General features: G+C 72.2%; 16 protein-coding genes. 5 read left to right on the forward strand and 11 right to left on the reverse strand.

Going from position 1 to position 15,502, the window contains the following annotated elements:
* Positions 1–3: 3 nt before the first annotated feature.
* Both recX and ABZV94_RS24035 read left to right on the forward strand, forming a co-directional pair.
* Positions 4–900, forward strand: a complete 897-nt coding sequence (gene recX, locus ABZV94_RS24030) for a recombination regulator RecX (protein ID WP_356343452.1) — start codon at positions 4–6, stop codon at positions 898–900.
* A 295-nt stretch (positions 901–1,195) separates the two neighbouring features.
* A complete protein-coding gene (locus ABZV94_RS24035; RefSeq protein ID WP_356343454.1) occupies positions 1,196–3,724 on the forward strand; it encodes an FtsX-like permease family protein in 2,529 nt (842 codons plus the stop codon).
* A 41-nt stretch (positions 3,725–3,765) separates the two neighbouring features.
* Here the strand turns inward: ABZV94_RS24035 and ABZV94_RS24040 are convergent, their stop codons facing one another.
* The 8 genes from ABZV94_RS24040 to ABZV94_RS24075 all read right to left on the reverse strand — a co-directional run bounded on the left by ABZV94_RS24040 (position 3,766) and on the right by ABZV94_RS24075 (position 10,345).
* Positions 3,766–4,206 carry a rhodanese-like domain-containing protein gene (locus ABZV94_RS24040; protein WP_356343456.1) on the reverse strand — a complete coding sequence of 147 codons (441 nt, stop codon included), beginning with the start codon at positions 4,204–4,206 and terminating at the stop codon, positions 3,766–3,768.
* The gene (locus ABZV94_RS24045; protein ID WP_356343459.1) at positions 4,203–4,769 is read right to left on the reverse strand and encodes a cysteine dioxygenase; all 567 of its coding nucleotides are present in this window, start codon (positions 4,767–4,769) and stop codon (positions 4,203–4,205) included. The genes ABZV94_RS24040 and ABZV94_RS24045 overlap by 4 nt, the downstream gene beginning before the upstream one ends.
* A gap of 68 nt (positions 4,770–4,837) precedes the next feature.
* On the reverse strand, positions 4,838–4,885 hold the full coding sequence (locus ABZV94_RS24050; protein WP_309506048.1) for a hypothetical protein: 48 nt from the start codon (positions 4,883–4,885) through the stop codon (positions 4,838–4,840).
* A 206-nt stretch (positions 4,886–5,091) separates the two neighbouring features.
* Positions 5,092–6,747, reverse strand: a complete 1,656-nt coding sequence (locus ABZV94_RS24055; RefSeq protein ID WP_356343461.1) for an FAD-dependent monooxygenase — start codon at positions 6,745–6,747, stop codon at positions 5,092–5,094.
* 177 nt (positions 6,748–6,924) lie between these two features.
* Positions 6,925–7,854 (reverse strand): amino acid ABC transporter permease, encoded by a 930-nt coding sequence (locus tag ABZV94_RS24060; protein ID WP_356343463.1) that lies wholly within the window; start codon positions 7,852–7,854, stop codon positions 6,925–6,927.
* On the reverse strand, positions 7,851–8,516 hold the full coding sequence (locus ABZV94_RS24065; RefSeq protein WP_189814134.1) for an amino acid ABC transporter permease: 666 nt from the start codon (positions 8,514–8,516) through the stop codon (positions 7,851–7,853). The genes ABZV94_RS24060 and ABZV94_RS24065 overlap by 4 nt, the downstream gene beginning before the upstream one ends.
* A gap of 75 nt (positions 8,517–8,591) precedes the next feature.
* The gene (locus ABZV94_RS24070; protein ID WP_356343465.1) at positions 8,592–9,431 is read right to left on the reverse strand and encodes a glutamate ABC transporter substrate-binding protein; all 840 of its coding nucleotides are present in this window, start codon (positions 9,429–9,431) and stop codon (positions 8,592–8,594) included.
* A 137-nt stretch (positions 9,432–9,568) separates the two neighbouring features.
* A complete protein-coding gene (locus tag ABZV94_RS24075; protein WP_356343468.1) occupies positions 9,569–10,345 on the reverse strand; it encodes an amino acid ABC transporter ATP-binding protein in 777 nt (258 codons plus the stop codon).
* A gap of 294 nt (positions 10,346–10,639) precedes the next feature.
* Between ABZV94_RS24075 and ABZV94_RS24080 the strand changes: the two genes are divergently transcribed.
* Positions 10,640–11,326 carry a response regulator transcription factor gene (locus ABZV94_RS24080; protein WP_356343470.1) on the forward strand — a complete coding sequence of 229 codons (687 nt, stop codon included), beginning with the start codon at positions 10,640–10,642 and terminating at the stop codon, positions 11,324–11,326.
* Positions 11,327–11,335: 9 nt separating this feature from the next.
* Positions 11,336–12,766, forward strand: a complete 1,431-nt coding sequence (locus tag ABZV94_RS24085) for a HAMP domain-containing sensor histidine kinase (protein WP_356343472.1) — start codon at positions 11,336–11,338, stop codon at positions 12,764–12,766.
* A gap of 45 nt (positions 12,767–12,811) precedes the next feature.
* On the opposite strand, the gene ABZV94_RS24090 is transcribed toward ABZV94_RS24085, so the two are convergent.
* Entirely contained in the window at positions 12,812–13,810 is a 999-nt protein-coding gene (locus tag ABZV94_RS24090) for a TAXI family TRAP transporter solute-binding subunit (RefSeq protein ID WP_356343474.1), read from the reverse strand.
* Positions 13,811–13,940: 130 nt separating this feature from the next.
* Between ABZV94_RS24090 and ABZV94_RS24095 the strand changes: the two genes are divergently transcribed.
* On the forward strand, positions 13,941–14,372 hold the full coding sequence (locus ABZV94_RS24095) for a MazG nucleotide pyrophosphohydrolase domain-containing protein (protein WP_356343476.1): 432 nt from the start codon (positions 13,941–13,943) through the stop codon (positions 14,370–14,372).
* 171 nt (positions 14,373–14,543) lie between these two features.
* Here the strand turns inward: ABZV94_RS24095 and ABZV94_RS24100 are convergent, their stop codons facing one another.
* Positions 14,544–14,987 (reverse strand): MarR family transcriptional regulator, encoded by a 444-nt coding sequence (locus ABZV94_RS24100; RefSeq protein ID WP_356343478.1) that lies wholly within the window; start codon positions 14,985–14,987, stop codon positions 14,544–14,546.
* Between the two features lie 58 nt (positions 14,988–15,045).
* Positions 15,046–15,405, reverse strand: coding sequence for a DUF6204 family protein (locus ABZV94_RS24105; protein ID WP_356343480.1), 360 nt, complete (start codon positions 15,403–15,405; stop codon positions 15,046–15,048).
* Positions 15,406–15,502: the final 97 nt, after the last annotated feature.

The raw sequence follows: 15,502 nt of genomic DNA on the forward strand, positions 1-15,502 counted from the left end.
CCCGTGACACGACGAACCGACTGGGCCGAGTACGAGTACGCCACACCCGGTGCCCCACGGGGGAGGGGCACCGGGAGCCACCCGGACTCCGCCCCGGAGGGCGATGGAGGACACCGGGCCGGCGGACACGGGGACGACGGGTTCGGCGCGTACGGCGGACATGACGCGTACCACGGGACCGGCGGCTATGACGGTGCCGGCGGTGCCGCCGACCTGGGAGACGAGGACGGCGAGCCGTACGGGGGCGGTTCGCTCGGCGGCCGTGGTACCGCGCGGTCCGGGGGAGCGCGCAGCGGTCGCCGGGGGCGCGGCCGGCGGCGCGGGTTCGGCGACGCGTCCGGACCCGATGAGGACGAAGGCGCCCCTCCCTCGGCGAGGGACGAGCGGGGGGAGTCTTCAGGGGACCCGGTCGAGCGGGCCCGGGCGATCTGCCTGCGCCTGCTCACCGGGACCCCGCGCACCCGCAAGCAACTCGCGGACGCCCTGCGCAAGCGGGAGATCCCCGAGGACGCGGCCGAGGAGGTGCTGTCACGGTTCGAGGAGGTCGGGCTCATCGACGACGGCGCCTTCGCGGACGCCTGGGTGGAGTCCCGGCACCATGGCCGCGGGCTCGCCCGTCGGGCACTCGCCCGGGAACTGCGCACCAAGGGCGTCGACTCCGCGTTGATCGAGGACGCCGTCGCCCAGCTCGACTCCGAGCAGGAGGAGGCGACCGCCCGCGAACTCGTCGCCCGCAAACTGCGCGCCACCCGTGGCCTCGACCGGGACAAGCGGCTCCGCCGGCTCGCGGGCATGCTCGCCCGCAAGGGCTATCCCGAGGGCATGGCCCTCCGGGTCGTCCGCCAGGCCCTGGAGGAGGAGGGCGAGGACACGGACTTCCTCGGGGACGGGGAGTTCTGACGGGGCCTCGCGGGCGTGGGTTTCCCACTGCTCCTCATGAACGAAAGGGTGGGACGAGCGGAGGGGTGGGACGGAGGCGACCGCCCCTCGGACGGCAGGGTGCGACGGCTCCTCGGGCCGGAGGAGCATGACGGGCGCCCGGAGGTGGGGGTAGCCCCCTCCACGGACAGTTGGGTGGCCCCCGTCGGAAGACGCCGGGCCACCGCAGTGCTCTCCGACCCCCGCACCGGCGAGTCTGTACGCGCCCCCAGCGCACGACACGACCGCCGCGTACAACAGAAGAGAGCCCGTCCCCATGATGCTGCGTTACGCCCTGCGTACAGTCCGCGCCCGCAAGGCGGGCTTTCTCGGTGCCTTCCTCGCTCTCCTCTGCGCGGCGGCTCTGATCACCGCCTGCGGCACCCTCCTCGACACCGGCCTACGCGGCACCATCCGTACCGAGCGCTATGCCGCCGCTCCCGTCGTGGTCTCCGCCGACCAGTACGTGCATCGGACCACCGTCAAACACAAGAAGGGCAAGACCAAGGTCAAGCACAAGGCGAAGCCCATCGCCGAGCGGGCCTGGCTGCCCGAGCGCCTGCGCGGGACCCTCGCCCGCACCCCCGACGTGGCCCGGGTCGTCCCCGAACTCACCTTCATGGCCCAGCCGTTGACCCCGTCCGGCACCGGCGGCCGTACCGCCTACGGCCATGCCTGGGACTCCGCCGCGCTGACCCCGTACCGGCTGACCGCCGGCCATGCTCCCCGGGCCGCCGGTGACGTCGTCATCGACGGCGACCTCGCCGCGCGGGCCCGGCTGCGGCTCGGCGACCGGCTTCCCGTGCAGTCCACCCAGGCCCCGCGCACCTACCGGATCACCGGTATCGCCACCCCGGCCACCGCCGTACGCCACCAGACGTCCCTCTTCTTCTCCGCCGGCGAGGCCCGCAGGCTGGCCGCACACCCCGGGCAGGTCACCGCGTTCGGGGTGCTGCCGGTCAAGGGGGCGGACCCCGAGCGGGTGCGCCGGGCCGCGGTGCGGGCGCTGCACGGCACCACGGCCCAGGTCAGCACCGGAGACGCGCGCGGCCCCGTCGAGTTCCTGGACGCGGCTGCCGCCCGGACCCGGCTGGTCAGCATGGGCGGCGCCATGGGCGGCACCTCGCTTCTGGTGGCGGTGCTGGTGGTCGTCGGCACCTTCGCGCTCACCGTCCAGCAGCGCCACCGCGAAGTCGCCCTGTTGCGGGCCGTCGCCGCCACGTCCGGGCAGATCCGCAAGCTGCTCGGCCGGGAGGCGCTGATCGTCGGTGCGGCGGCGGGCGTGGCCGGCGCCCTGCTCGGGCTGCCGCTGGGCGGCTGGCTGCACGCCAGGTTCGTCGCCCTGGGCGCTGTACCCGACACCCTTGAGCACACCGTCAGTGTCTTCCCGCCGCTCGCCGCTGTCGCCGCCACCCTCCTCGGTGCCTGGGCGGCGGCCCGGATCGCCTCACGCAGGATCGCCCGGATCCGCCCGGCCGAGGCCCTGGCGGAATCGAGGGCCGAGCCCACCCGGCCCGCCTGGGGCCGCATCACCGCCGGGCTGCTGTTCCTCGCCGGCGGGGTCGTCCTCGTCGTCGTTCTCGCCTCCCTGCGCACCGAGCCCGCCTCGACTCCCGTGACGTTCCTCGCCGTCGTCGTGCTGTCCGCCTCCGTCGCTCTGCTCGGCCCCCTCCTGGTCAAGGCGGCCGCACTGCTGCTCGCCGGCCCGCTCCGGCTCACCGGTCACGGTGGCAGGCTCGCCACCGCGAACCTGCGCGGCAACGCCACCCGTATGGCCACCGTCGTCACCCCCCTCACCCTGCTCGTCGGCATGACCTGCACCGTCCTGTTCGTCCAGGACACCCTTGGCAACGCCGCCCGCGCCCAGGTCCGCGAGGGCGTCCACGCCGACTGGGTCGTCGTCGCCCAGGGGCCGGGCGTACCCGCTGAGGCGGCCGAGCGGTTGCGCACACGGCACGACATCGTCACCCAGGTGGTCCGCACCACCGTCCGGGTCGGCCTCGACAAGTACCCCGCACAGGGCGTCACCCCCGCGGGTCTGACCCGCACCTGGGACCCCGAGGTCACCGCCGGGTCCCTCGACCGGCTCGGCCCCGGCACCGTCGCCGTCAGCGAACTCGCCGCGGACCAGCAGCATCTGGAGCCGGGGAGCACCGTGAAACTCACGCTCGGCGACGGCACGCCCGCCACGCTGACCGTCGCCGCCGTCTACACCCGGGGTCTCGGCTTCGGCGACCTGACCCTCGCCCACGACCTCGTGGCCCGCCACGTCGACAACCCGCTCGCCTCTTCCGTCCTCGTCCGCACGACCCGTACACAGACAGAACTCGCGACTACCCTCCGTGAGTTCCCGGGGTTGGAGATTCTCTCGCCGGCCGCCGCCGGAGCCCTGCACACCGATCGGCAGCAGGGGAACGCCGAGGTCAACTACCTGGCCATGGGGCTCGTCCTGGCCTTCACCGCCATCGCCGTCGTCAATACGCTCGCCATGTCGGTCGCCGAGCGTGTCCGGGAGTTCGCACTGCTCCGCCTCGCCGGTGCGACCCGCCGACAGGTGCTGCGCATGCTGCGTACCGAGGCGCTGTGCGTCCTGCTCCTCGCCGCTTCGGTCGGCAGCGGCATCGCTTTCGCCGTGCTCACCGCGTTCAGCGTCGGCATGACGGGCCGGGCCGCCCCGGCGGTCACGCCGCCGCTGTACGCCGGCGTCGTCGCGGCGGCCGGCCTCCTCGCGCTCGTCGCCACTTCCCTGCCGGGCCGCGCCGCGCTCCGGGCGCGGGCGGTGACGGCGGCCACGGCGAAGGAGTAGTCACGGCCCTCATGCCTGCGGGTGTGTCCGGCCGGGACCGGTCAGGGTGTCGCCGGCTCCACCGGCAGCCCCTCCGCGCGCCAGGCCTGGAAGCCGCCGACCAGGTCCGTCGCCCGGTGCAGGCCGAGCTGGTGGAGGGAGGCGGCGGCGAGGCTGGAGGCGTACCCCTCGTTGCAGATCACCACGACCCGCAGGTCGTGTCCGGTGGCCTCGGGGAGGCGGTGACTGCCCTGGGGGTCGAGTCGCCACTCCAGTTCGTTGCGCTCGACCACGACGGCGCCGGGGATGAGTCCGTCCCGGTCGCGCAGGGCGGCGTACCGGATGTCGACCAGGAGCGCGTCACCGGACCGTGCCGCCTCATGCGCCTCCCGCGCCTCGACGCGCCGGTAGCCGGCGCGCACGCGCTCCAGCAACTCGTCGATCCCCAGGGGGCGTTCCGCCGTCACCCCAGCGGTTCCCGGCTGCTCGATCGTGCCGCTCACTGCCAGTCCTCCGGGCGTTCGACCTGCTCCAGGCGCAGCACCTGGCCCGTGCGACTGTAACGGCGGATCCGGGGCAGCGGCGGGTAGTAGGCGTGGACGGAGATCGCGTGTCGCTCGCGGGACTCGTTGAACACCTCGTGCACATGGTGCCGGCCGAAGGCGCGGCCCTGTCCGGCGGGCAGCCGGCGTACGCGGTCCACCCCCTCGGTGAGTTCCAGGGTCTTCCAGCCGTCGGTGGGCAGCCGGGCGGCGAGGGAGTTCTCGGTGAGCTCGCCCGAAGCGGTGAGGAAGGCGCCGACCGAGTCGGCGTGGTCGTGCCAGCCGGTGCCGGTGCCGGGTGGCCAGCCGATCAGCCAGGCCTCACTGCCGCCGGGGCCCTGCAACCGGATCCACGTGCGGCCCTCCGGATCGAGCGGCAGGGAGGCGATCAGTTCGGCGTCGGCCGCCGTACGCCGGACGAAGTCCAGGAGGTCCGCCTGGGTGGGCGTCGGGTCGGCGGACGGCGCGACGGACGCGGGCAGGGAAGGCGAAGGGGAGGAAGGGGAGGGCGAGGGGACAGACACGTACACCGTCCTGAGGAGCGTTCGCGGAACGGGCGCGCGACGGCGCCCGGAAAAAGGGGGATGCGAATTCAGCAGGACGGGCGACACACGCAGCCCGCATAGCGGACGAGGTCCATATGGACCCTCCGCCACAGGCGCACACAGGTGTCGGTCACGATCCGGAGTACAGCATTGCCGCCGCACCGCGGTCAACCGGGTGTCACTCCGTGGACGGGGGTGAGGGGGTGCGGTCGGCGCGTACGGGAGCCCTCTGCGGAGCACGGCCGGCGCGCGGGGGAGCCGTCGCCGGGATCCGCCGTCGGTGGACGGGCGGGACCGCCCGTCAGCGTGCGCCCGAGCCGGCCTGCGCCGCTGCCTTCCTGGCCTTCTCCCCGTCCCTCTCCTCCGCCTGCTGTTCCGTCTCCGGCGTCTGCACCGCGCCCCCCACCGTGGCCTCGGCCGCCGCGTACAGGTCGGCCGGGCGGACTCCGCTCAGCGCGGTGACCAGGTGGCCGTCGGGGCGGACGAGCAGCACGCTGTGCGCCGGCGCGCCCGGGTAGCTCTCGGCCACCAGGAGCTCGGCGGGGTGCGGCAGCGCGGTCACGGCCGCCGCGAGCCGGGGCATCACCCCGGCGGACATCCAGTGCTTGCGGTCCCAGACGCCCGTACCGGGCGCGATCAGCAGGACGAGCAGCGCGCCACGGCCGAGCCGGTCGCGCAGCCGGACGAAGGTCCCGTCCTCCGCCGTGACCCGGACGTCGGTGACCTGTGCGCCGGGCGGGGTGCCGACCGGGATCTCCCCTTCCAGCCGCCGGGGTGCGAGCGGCGAGTCGGCGTACGTGCCGGGCGCGCCCAGCGGGCCGCGGCCCAGGTGACCGTCGGTCAGCAGCGCGTCGTGGTTGCGGGCCGTGCCGGGGACGATGTGGCGCAGCCCGCCCCCGCCGCGCAGCACCGGCAGGGCCTGGTCGGCGGCGCGCAGCCGGGCGGCGACCAGCGCGCGCCGCTCGGTCTGGTAGCTGTCCAGCAGGGCTTCGTGCGGGCCGTGGTGCCAGGCCGTGGCCAGCTTCCAGGCGAGGTTGTCGGCGTCCCTGAGGCCCTCGTCGAGCCCCTGGGTGCCGAGCGCGCCGAGCAGGTGGGCCGCGTCCCCGGCGAGGAAGACCCGGCCGGCACGCCACCGGCGGGCGACGCGGTGGTGCACCGTGTGCACGCCGGTGTCCAGCAGCTCGTACACCGGTGCGGAGCTGTCCGTCCAGCCCGTGAGGGTCTCATGGATCCGGGCCAGCAGGATCTCGGGCGTGACCAGGTCCTTGCCCGGTGGCAGCAGCCAGTCCAGGCGCCACACGCCGTCCGGGAGGGGGCGGGCGGTCACCTCCCCGGCCGAGGGCCCGGACGACCGCCACGGCGGCATCCGATGGAGCAACGCCCGACCCTCCCACGGAAGTTCCGTGCGGAGCGCGGCGACCGCGTGCCGTTCCACCGCCGTACGGCCCGGGAAGCGGATGTCCTGCAGCTTGCGCACGGTCGAGCGGGCGCCGTCGCAGCCGACCAGGTAACTGCCGCGCCACCAGGTGCCCTTCGGGCCGCGGGTGCGCGCGGTGATGCCGGAACGCTCCTGCTCGATCGCGTCCAGACGGCTCTCCACCGCCGTCTTCACCAGGGGCTCCGCCGCGATGGCCGCGCGCAGGAATCCCGTGAGCACATGCTGGGCGATGTGCAGCGGCGCGGGTTCGGTCTCGGCGAAGGCGATTTCGCTCATCACCTGCCGGCGCCTGACCGACCGCCAGCCGGCCCAGCGCACGCCGTGCTCCGCGAGCGCGACCCCGGTGAGCCGCTCCAGCAGGGCGGCCGTGTCCTCGCGCAGGACGACGGTGCGCGCCGGACGGGGCTCGTCCTTGCCGACGCCCTCGTCCAGCACGATGGACGGCACCTGCTGACGCGCCAGCGCCAGGGCGAGCGTGAGCCCGACGGGTCCCGCTCCGACGATGATCACCGGGTCCACGGTGTGGCGCCCCCTGCTCGCGGCGATGCCTTGACGGAGACAAGTGAACAGGAAGGTGAAGCGGGGTGCACGATCACACAACGTATGCAACCCATTGGCAGAGTTTGCGTCAAGCGACCGGAGGCAGTGGCGATCATGCCACTGCCCCCGAACGGAGTCATGCCACCTGAGTGGTCGTCACTTCCTGACGCCGTCGATGTCGCCGATGCCCGCGGCGGTGCCGGCAGGATCGGCGCCGGTCGCCGCCGTGCCCGCGATGTCCTGGGCGCCGAGCACCGCCCCGGTCGACTTCTTGCCGCGCCGCAGCCGGCCCTCCAGCCAGCTCGCGAACGAGGTCAGCGAGAAGTTGATGATCACGAAGATCACGGCCACCACCGTGAAGGAGGCGATGGTGTTGGCGCCGTAGTAGCCGCTCATGGTGTTCGCCGAGGCGAGCAGTTCGGGGAAGGTGAGGACGGCGCCGCCGAGCGCGGTGTCCTTCACGATGACCACGAGCTGGCTGACGATCGCCGGAAGCATGGTGGTGACCGCCTGCGGCAGCAGGATGAGCCGCATCACCTGGTTCTTGCGCATGCCGATCGCCATGGCCGCCTCGGACTGACCCTTCGGCAGGGCGAGGATGCCCGCGCGGACGATCTCGGCGAGCACCGACGCGTTGTACAGCACCAGGCCGGTCACGACCGCGTACAGGGGACGGTCGTCGGAACTGACGTCGGTGTACTGGCTGTACAGCTCGTTGCCGAAGATCATCAGGACCAGGACGGGGATGGCCCGGAAGAACTCGACCACGACCGTGGCCGGGACCCGCACCCATATGTGGTCCGAGAGCCGGGCGATGCCGAGGACGGCACCCAGCGGCAGCGCGATGACCATCGACAGCGCCGCCGCCTTCAGGGTGTTCTGCAGGCCGGGCCAGATGTACGTCGTGTACGCCTCGGAGCCGCTGAAGAACGGCTTCCACAGCACCCAGTCCAGCTGGTGCTTCTCGTCCAGGGACGAGTACACCCACCAGAGGGCGGCCGCGAGCAGGACGACGAAGAGCGCCGTGTAGAGGATGTTGCGCCGTTTGGCGCGCGGTCCCTGGGCGTCGTAGAGGACCGAGCTCATCGCTTCACCGCCACCTTCTTGCCCACCCAGCCGAGGATCAGACCGGTCGGCAGGGTCAGGCAGCAGAATCCGAAGGCGATGATCGCGGAGATCAGCAGCAGCTGGGCCTCCTTCTCGACCATGTCCTTCATGAGCAGGGCCGCCTCGGCGACACCGATCGCGGCCGCCACGGTCGTGTTCTTCGTCAGGGCGATCAGGACGTTGGTCAGCGGGCCGACGGCCGCCCGGAAGGCCTGCGGCAGCACCACCAGGAACAGCACCTGGGAGAAGCTCAGGCCGATGGCACGCGCGGCCTCCGCCTGACCGACCGGCACCGTGTTGATGCCGGACCGGATCGCCTCGCACACGAAGGCCGACGTGTAGACGATCAGTCCCAGCACGGCGAGCCGGAAGTTGATCGCGTCGGTGTCCTTCGCGGCGAGGGTGATGTTCAGCGTCTGGTAGAGGCCGAGCGAGGAGAACAGGATGATCACCGTGAGCGGGATGTTCCGCACGATGTTCACGTAGGCGGTGCCGAAACCGCGCATCAGCGGTACCGGACCCACCCGCATGGCGGCCAGCAGAGTGCCCCAGACCAGGGAGCCCACGGCGGACAGCAGCGTCAGCTGCACTGTCGTCCAGAAGGCGCCCAGTACGTCGTAACCGTCAAGAAAGTCGAACACGATCTCCCGCGCTTTCGCGTGTAGGGATGCCCGGATGCGCCGCCCTCACGGACGGCGCATCCGCCGGGCGTTGCCTCAGCTCTTGATGTCGCCGATCTTCGGCGCGGGCTCGTTCTTGTAGCCGGCCGGGCCGAAGTTCTTCTTCACGGCCGCGTCCCAGGAACCGTCGGAGACCATGGCCTCCAGCGCCTTGTTGATCTTGTCCTTGAGGTCGCTGCCCTTCTTGACGCCGATGCCGTAGTTCTCGTTGGTCATCTTCAGGCCGCCGAGCTTGAACTTGCCCTTGAACTGGGACTGGGCGGCATAGCCGGCGAGGATCGAGTCGTCCGTGGTCAGGGCGTCGATCACCTTGTTCTGCAGACCCGTCAGGCACGCGGAGTACGTCGGGTACTGCTGGAGCTGCGCCTTGGGGGCGAGCTTGTCCTTGACGTTCTGCGCCGAGGTGGAACCGGTGACCGAACACAGCTTCTTGTTGTTCAGGTCGGCCGCCGACTTGATGGAGTCGTCGTCCGCGCGGACCAGCACGTCCTGGTGGGCGAGCAGGTACGGCCCGGCGAAGTCGACCAGCTTCTGGCGCTCCGGCGTGATCGAGTAGGAGGCGGCGATGAAGTCGACGTCACCGCGCTTGAGCATGGTCTCGCGGTCCGCGCTCTTCGACTCCTTCCACTCGATCTGGTCGGCGTTGTAACCGAGCTTCTTGGCGACATAGGTGGCCACGTCGACGTCGAAGCCCGAGTAGCCCTGCGGGGTCTTCTGGCCGATGCCCGGCTGGTCGAACTTGATGCCGATCGTGATCTTCTTGCCACCGCCGGACGAACCGGCGCTGTCGTCCTTCTTGTCGCCGCCGCAGGCGGTGGCGGTCACGGAGAGGGCGAGGAGGACGGCCGAGGCGGCGGTGACCTTGCGGAGCTTCATGGTGAACATCCTTCTGAGTGGTGAGGAACGAGTCCCTGAGACAGGGACGACGCGGACCGGGCGGGGCGTGCGGCCGGGGCGGTGGGTGCGGCTGGACGGAGCGCCGGCCGGGCGGTACGGGCGGCCGGGCGGCGCCGTCAGTGGTGCAGGATCTTGGACAGGAAGTCCTTGGCCCGGTCGCTGCGCGGGTTGCTGAAGAACTGGTCGGGCGTGGCCTGTTCGACGATCCGGCCGTCCGCCATGAAGACCACCCGGTTCGCGGCCGATCGCGCGAAGCCCATCTCGTGGGTGACCACGATCATCGTCATGCCCTCGCGCGCGAGCTGCTGCATGACCTCCAGGACCTCGTTGATCATCTCGGGGTCGAGGGCGGAGGTCGGCTCGTCGAACAGCATGACCTTCGGGTCCATCGCCAGCGCCCGCGCGATCGCGACCCGCTGCTGCTGCCCGCCGGAGAGCTGGGCGGGGTACTTGTCGGCCTGCGTGCCCACGCCCACCCGGTCCAGCAGGGCCCGGGCCTTCTCCTCGGCCTGCTTCTTGTCGGCCTTGCGGACCTTGACCTGACCCAGCATCACGTTCTCGAGCACGGTCTTGTGCGCGAAGAGGTTGAACGACTGGAACACCATGCCGACGTCCGCCCGCAGCCGCGCCAGTTCGCGGCCCTCGTGCGGAAGGGGCTTGCCGTCGATGGTGATCGTGCCCGAGTCGATCGTCTCCAGGCGGTTGATGGTGCGGCACAGGGTCGACTTGCCGGACCCGGAGGGCCCGATGACCACGACGACCTCGCCGCGGGCGATCGTCAGGTCGATGTCCTGGAGCACGTGCAACGCGCCGAAGTGCTTGTTGACGCTCCTCAGGACGACCAGTTCGTCGGACGTGGCCACATCTTCCTTGGCCACCGATACATTGGTCATCGCTCTCAGGCTCCGTCCTCCTCGGGTTTCCGAGGACAGTAGTGAGGGGCTGTGACCTGCGTCATCACATCTGAGGGAGATCTGAGCATCACGATCCGATAGCAATCGGACACATGTCGTAGCACTTGTCGGCGCTGCGCGTATCGGGCGGATAACGGAAGCGGCGGGCAACCAGAACGCTCTTGACGCCGTCCGTGTCCATCGGCGTCACTGCCATGGTGCACGCGCGCGTGCGCGCAATCCACGCCAGAGGCGAACCGAGACCGTACGACCGCTGAACCGGAGGGGGCCGGAATGAGATTGCTCCTCGTCGAGGACGACAACCACGTCGCCGCGGCGCTGTCGGCCGTCCTCGCGAAGCACGGATTCCAGGTCACCCACGCGCGCAGCGGCGAGGAAGCCCTCCAGGCGCTCGTCCCCGAGGGCAACGGTTTCGGTGTCGTCCTGCTCGACCTCGGCCTGCCCGACCAGGACGGCTACGAGGTCTGCGGCAAGATCCGCAAGCGCACCAGCACCCCGGTGATCATGGTCACGGCGCGCTCCGACGTCCGCTCCCGCATCCACGGACTCAACCTGGGCGCCGACGACTACGTCGTGAAGCCCTACGACACCGGGGAACTGCTCGCCCGGATCCACGCCGTCAGCCGGCGCACCGCACACGAGGACCCGGCGACCGGCGGCGAGAGCGCCCTGCTCCTCGGCCCGGTCCGGATCGAACTGCCCACCCGCCAGGTCAGCGTGGACGGCTCGGCCGTCCAGCTGACCCGCAAGGAGTTCGATCTGCTCGCCCTGCTCGCCCAGCGGCCCGGCGTGGTGTTCCGGCGCGAACAGATCATCAGCGAGGTCTGGCAGACCAGCTGGGAAGGGACCGGCCGCACCCTGGAGGTGCACGTCGCCTCCCTGCGCGCCAAGCTGCGGATGCCCGCGCTGATCGAGACCGTACGCGGCGTCGGCTACCGGCTCGTCGCCCCGGCCGCCTAGCGGGGACGGGTGCGCACACGCCTCCTCCCGCTGCTCATCGTCCTGCTGGCGGCCGTCCTGCTCGCGCTCGGCATCCCGCTCGCCGGCAGCGTGGCCGCGGCACAGCAGCAGCGGGTCGTCGTCGACCGGATCGACGACACGGCACGCTTCGCGGCGCTCGCCCAGTTCGTCACCGACGGGCCCAGCGGACCCCGCCGCACCGCCACGGACGAGCGCGGGGAGACCCTGCGCAGCGAACTGGAGAGCTACTACGGCGTCTACGGCATCCGCGCCGGTGTCTTCTACCGCAACGGCTCCGCCATGGCCAACGCGCCCGGCGACTGGTTCGTACCGCGGACGGGGGAGGTCCGAAGGGCCTTCGACGAGGCGAAGCTCAGCCGGCGCAGCCACGACCCCCGTCAGGTGTGGCCCTGGCAGCGCGGCCGGCTGGTCGTCGCCTCGCCGGTGATCCGGGACGGGGACGTCGTCGCGGTCGTGGTCACCGACTCGCCCACCGGACAGCTGCGTTCCCGCATCCTGCGCGGCTGGCTGTTCATCGGTGCCGGCGAGATCGCGGCCATGCTGCTCGCCGTCGGTGCCGCGCTCCGGCTGACCGGCTGGGTGCTCCGGCCGGTCCGGATCCTGGACGCCACCACCCACGACATCGCCACCGGGCGCCTGAAGTCCCGGGTCGCGGTCGCCGGCGGGCCGCCGGAACTCAGACGGCTGGCCCGCTCGTTCAACGAGATGGCCGACAACGTCGAGGCCGTGCTGGAGCAGCAGCGCGCCTTCGTCGCCGACGCCTCGCACCAGCTGCGCAACCCGCTCGCGGCGCTGCTGCTGCGCATCGAACTGCTCGCCCTCGAACTCCCCGAGGGCAACGAGGAGATCGCCTCGGTCCGTACCGAGGGCAAACGGCTCGCGCAGGTCCTGGACGACCTGCTCGACCTGGCGCTGGCCGAGCACGCCGACGCCGACCTGGAGCTGACCGACATCGGCGCGCTGGCCGGGGAACGGGTGGCCGCCTGGGCACCGGCGGCCCGGACCAAGAACGTCCGGCTGACCGGCGACTGCCCGCCCACCACCGGCTGGGCCGACCCGATCGCCCTGTCCAGCGCCCTGGACGCGGTGATCGACAACGCCGTGAAGTTCACCCCCGAGGGTGGCACGGTCGCCGTCGCCGTCGCCGCGGACGGCGACACGACCACCGTCGTCGTCACGGACACCGGCCCCGGCCTCACCGACGAGGAACTCGCGCGCGTGGGCGACCGGTTCTGGCGCAGCGGCCGGCACCAGAACGTGAAGGGCTCGGGCCTCGGCCTGTCCATCACCCGCGCGCTGCTCGCGGCGGGCGGCGGCTCGATCGACTACGCCCATCACGAGCCGCGAGGGCTGCGGGTGACGGTCCGGGTGCCCCGGCACGGGGAGACCGGCGGGGACGCGGCGGACACCGCCCCCTAGACCCCGCCGAGACCGACGCAGGCTCCCTGACCCGCCCTTCGGCCCCTACGGCTTCACCGAGCGGTAGTACCGTCGGGCGCCCTCCTGCAAGGGCAGGGGGTCGGTGTAGATGGCGGTGCGCAGATCGACCAGCTGGGCGGAGTGGACATGCGCGCCGATGCCGTCCCGGCTCTTGATCACCGTGCGGGTCACCCACTCGGTCAGCCTGGGGTCCATGTCCGTGCGGGTCATCAGCAGGTTGGACACGGCGATCGTCGGCACCTGCACCCCCTGCTGCACGTTCGGGTAGGCCGACTCGGGGATGTTGGTGGTCCGGTAGTAGCGCGCGCCGTCGCCCTGGGCGTGCAGCCGGGTGACGAGGGCGTCGCCGATCGGCAGGAACCGGAACCCGTCCTGCTTCGCCAGCGCGACCAGTCCCTTCGTGGGCAGACCGCCGGACCAGAAGAAGGCGTCGATCTTGCCGTCCCGCAGCCGCGCGGGCCCGGTGTCGATGCCGTCCGCGACCGGAGTGATGTCCTTGCGCGGGTCGATGCCGGCGGCGCGCAGCACCCGGTCGGCTATCAGCCGCACCCCGGAATTGGGCAGTCCGGTGGCCACCCGCTTGTGCCGCAGGTCGGCGACGCTCCGGATGTCCGAGTCGCGGGGGACGATGAGGTGGACGTAGTCGTCGTAGAGCCGGGCCACACCGCGCAGTCGTCCGGCGCCGTCGCCGTGCCGCAGCTCGTACGTCGCCACCGCGTCGGCCGCCGCGATGGTGAAGTCGGCCTGCCCGGTCGCCACCCGCTGGACGTTCTCCTGGGAGCCGGCGCTGTGGAGCAGCTTCACCTTCAGGCCCGGCATGTCCTTGTCCAACTCGGTGCGCAGCCGCTCGCCGTACTCCTGGTAGACGCCGCGGGAGGTACCGGTGCTGAACACGATCGTCCCGCTCGGCGGCTTCTCGCCCAAGGGCAGCAGCCACCACAGCAGCAGCGCGAGGGCGACGGCACCGACGGCCGCGCCCTGCGCCGCTCGGCGTCTGCCGAGCCGGGGGAACATCTTGGACATGCGGCGATCCTGCCAGTTGACGCGCACCACTGACCAGGGCCGGGGTCACTCCGGTAAGGGGGGGAGCGGGTGCGGCGGGGGTCCGCGCGGGCCGAGGGGCGTTGTCAGTGGCCGCCGTTAGAGTCGCCGTATGACCACTTCGCCCGCCGACCGTACGCGCACGTCACCCGCCCGCCTCGTCCGCGAGTTCCACCGCGCCTTCGGTCTCGACGCCCGCAGCACGCCGACGGAGGTGGACCCGGAGCTGGCCGCCCACCGTGGTGAACTGCTCGCCGAGGAGGCCGCGGAGGTCGCCGAGGTCGCGGTGGAGGGGCCGCTGGACCGGCTCGCGCACGAGCTGGCCGACGTGGTGTACGTGGCGTACGGCACGGCCCTGGTGCACGGCATCGACCTGGACGAGGTGATCGCCGAGATCCACCGGGCCAACATGAGCAAGAGGGGCCCGGACGGGACGGTCGCCCGCCGGGCCGACGGCAAGGTGCTCAAGGGGGAGCACTACCGGGCGCCGGACGTGTCGGCCGTACTGCGCCGCCAGGGCTGGATACCGGGCGGCGCGGCCTGACGTCCGGTCCGGTGCCCGTGAGGATGGCGAGCCGTCCGTCCGGCACCTCGCGCACCGGACGGTGACTCGGCGACGAGCGCGGGCAGGCCACCCCCCGCACGGCTTGCCCGCAATCCCGCCACAGCTCGACGTGCACGGAGGCACGAGGAGTTGAGGCGGGGGACGGGAACTTCAGCGTCCCGTCAAGCCCGTGCCGCCGAGACGGGTCAGCAGGTCCGCGAGGCGGGCGATGTCCGCGGCGGGCCACGCCGGTCCGGCGAAGATCTCGGCGGCGGTCTCCTCCGCCGTGGCCCGCATCTCCGCCAGCCGGCGCCGGCCCGTCCCGGTCAGCGCCGCGTACGCCACCCGGGCGTCCCGCGCGTCCGGCTCCCGGGTCACCAGCCCGATCCGCTCCAGCGGAGCCAGCCCGCGCGTCACACCCGAGGCGGTCAGCCCCAGCGCCTCGGCGAGGTCCACCCGGCGCATCCGGCCGCCCGGCGCCTGCTCCAGCCGCAGCAGCAGGGTGAAGTCGGCGAAACTGACGCCGTGCAGGCCGCCGAGCCGGGCGTCCAAGCGTCGTACGAGCGCCGACTGGGCCCGCATCAGGCGGAGCACCGCGTCCAGGCCCTCACTCACGGTCCACTCCCTGCCCCAACTCTTTGCCTACTCCTTGAGTGCTCAAGTTTAGGCCGCGTCAGGAGTCGGTCGTCCGCGCGGCCCGGCGCCGGCGCTTGCCCAGCGGCGCCCGGGAGAGGTCCTCGGCGGTCGTCCGCAGGTGCTTGAAGTCGTAGCCGCGCGCAGCCAGCCAGGACTTCGCCGCCTCCTCGGCCCGTTCCGTCGCCTTCAGGATGTCCTCCTCCTTCTCTCCCGTCGCGGAGAAGCGGAAGACGAAGGCGGGCCGGGCGGCGATGTCGTAGGTGAGCGTGCCCTCGGGGGTGAAGGCGGCGCGCAGCAGGTCGTGCTCGGCGGCGTCGGCCAGCAGGGCGGCGCGCTGGGCGTCGGTGAGGGCGTCGAAGGCGCCGCGGACGGTGATGCGGAAGGTGCGTGTACTCATTGCGCGACCTTAGGCACAGCGGGGGTGGCTCCTCCACCGGTTTCCCCGGTCGTGCGGCGGGAGGCGCGGGGCGCGGGGCGCACGCCCCCCCCCCCCC

Origin of the sequence: Streptomyces sp. NPDC004658, assembly GCF_040609555.1 — a bacterium.
Lineage (GTDB): Bacteria > Actinomycetota > Actinomycetes > Streptomycetales > Streptomycetaceae > Streptomyces.

Excerpts from the sequence above, each read along its gene's own strand:
- ABZV94_RS24035 (WP_356343454.1), top strand. The coding sequence starts at position 1,196 with ATGATGCTGCGTTACGCCCTGCGTACAGTCCGCGCCCGCAAGGCGGGC.
- ABZV94_RS24060 (WP_356343463.1), bottom strand. The coding sequence starts at position 7,854 with ATGAGCTCGGTCCTCTACGACGCCCAGGGACCGCGCGCCAAACGGCGC.
- ABZV94_RS24070 (WP_356343465.1), bottom strand. The coding sequence starts at position 9,431 with ATGAAGCTCCGCAAGGTCACCGCCGCCTCGGCCGTCCTCCTCGCCCTC.
- ABZV94_RS24075 (WP_356343468.1), bottom strand. The coding sequence starts at position 10,345 with ATGACCAATGTATCGGTGGCCAAGGAAGATGTGGCCACGTCCGACGAA.
- ABZV94_RS24080 (WP_356343470.1), top strand. The coding sequence starts at position 10,640 with ATGAGATTGCTCCTCGTCGAGGACGACAACCACGTCGCCGCGGCGCTG.
- ABZV94_RS24090 (WP_356343474.1), bottom strand. The coding sequence starts at position 13,810 with ATGTCCAAGATGTTCCCCCGGCTCGGCAGACGCCGAGCGGCGCAGGGC.
- ABZV94_RS24095 (WP_356343476.1), top strand. The coding sequence starts at position 13,941 with ATGACCACTTCGCCCGCCGACCGTACGCGCACGTCACCCGCCCGCCTC.
- ABZV94_RS24105 (WP_356343480.1), bottom strand. The coding sequence starts at position 15,405 with ATGAGTACACGCACCTTCCGCATCACCGTCCGCGGCGCCTTCGACGCC.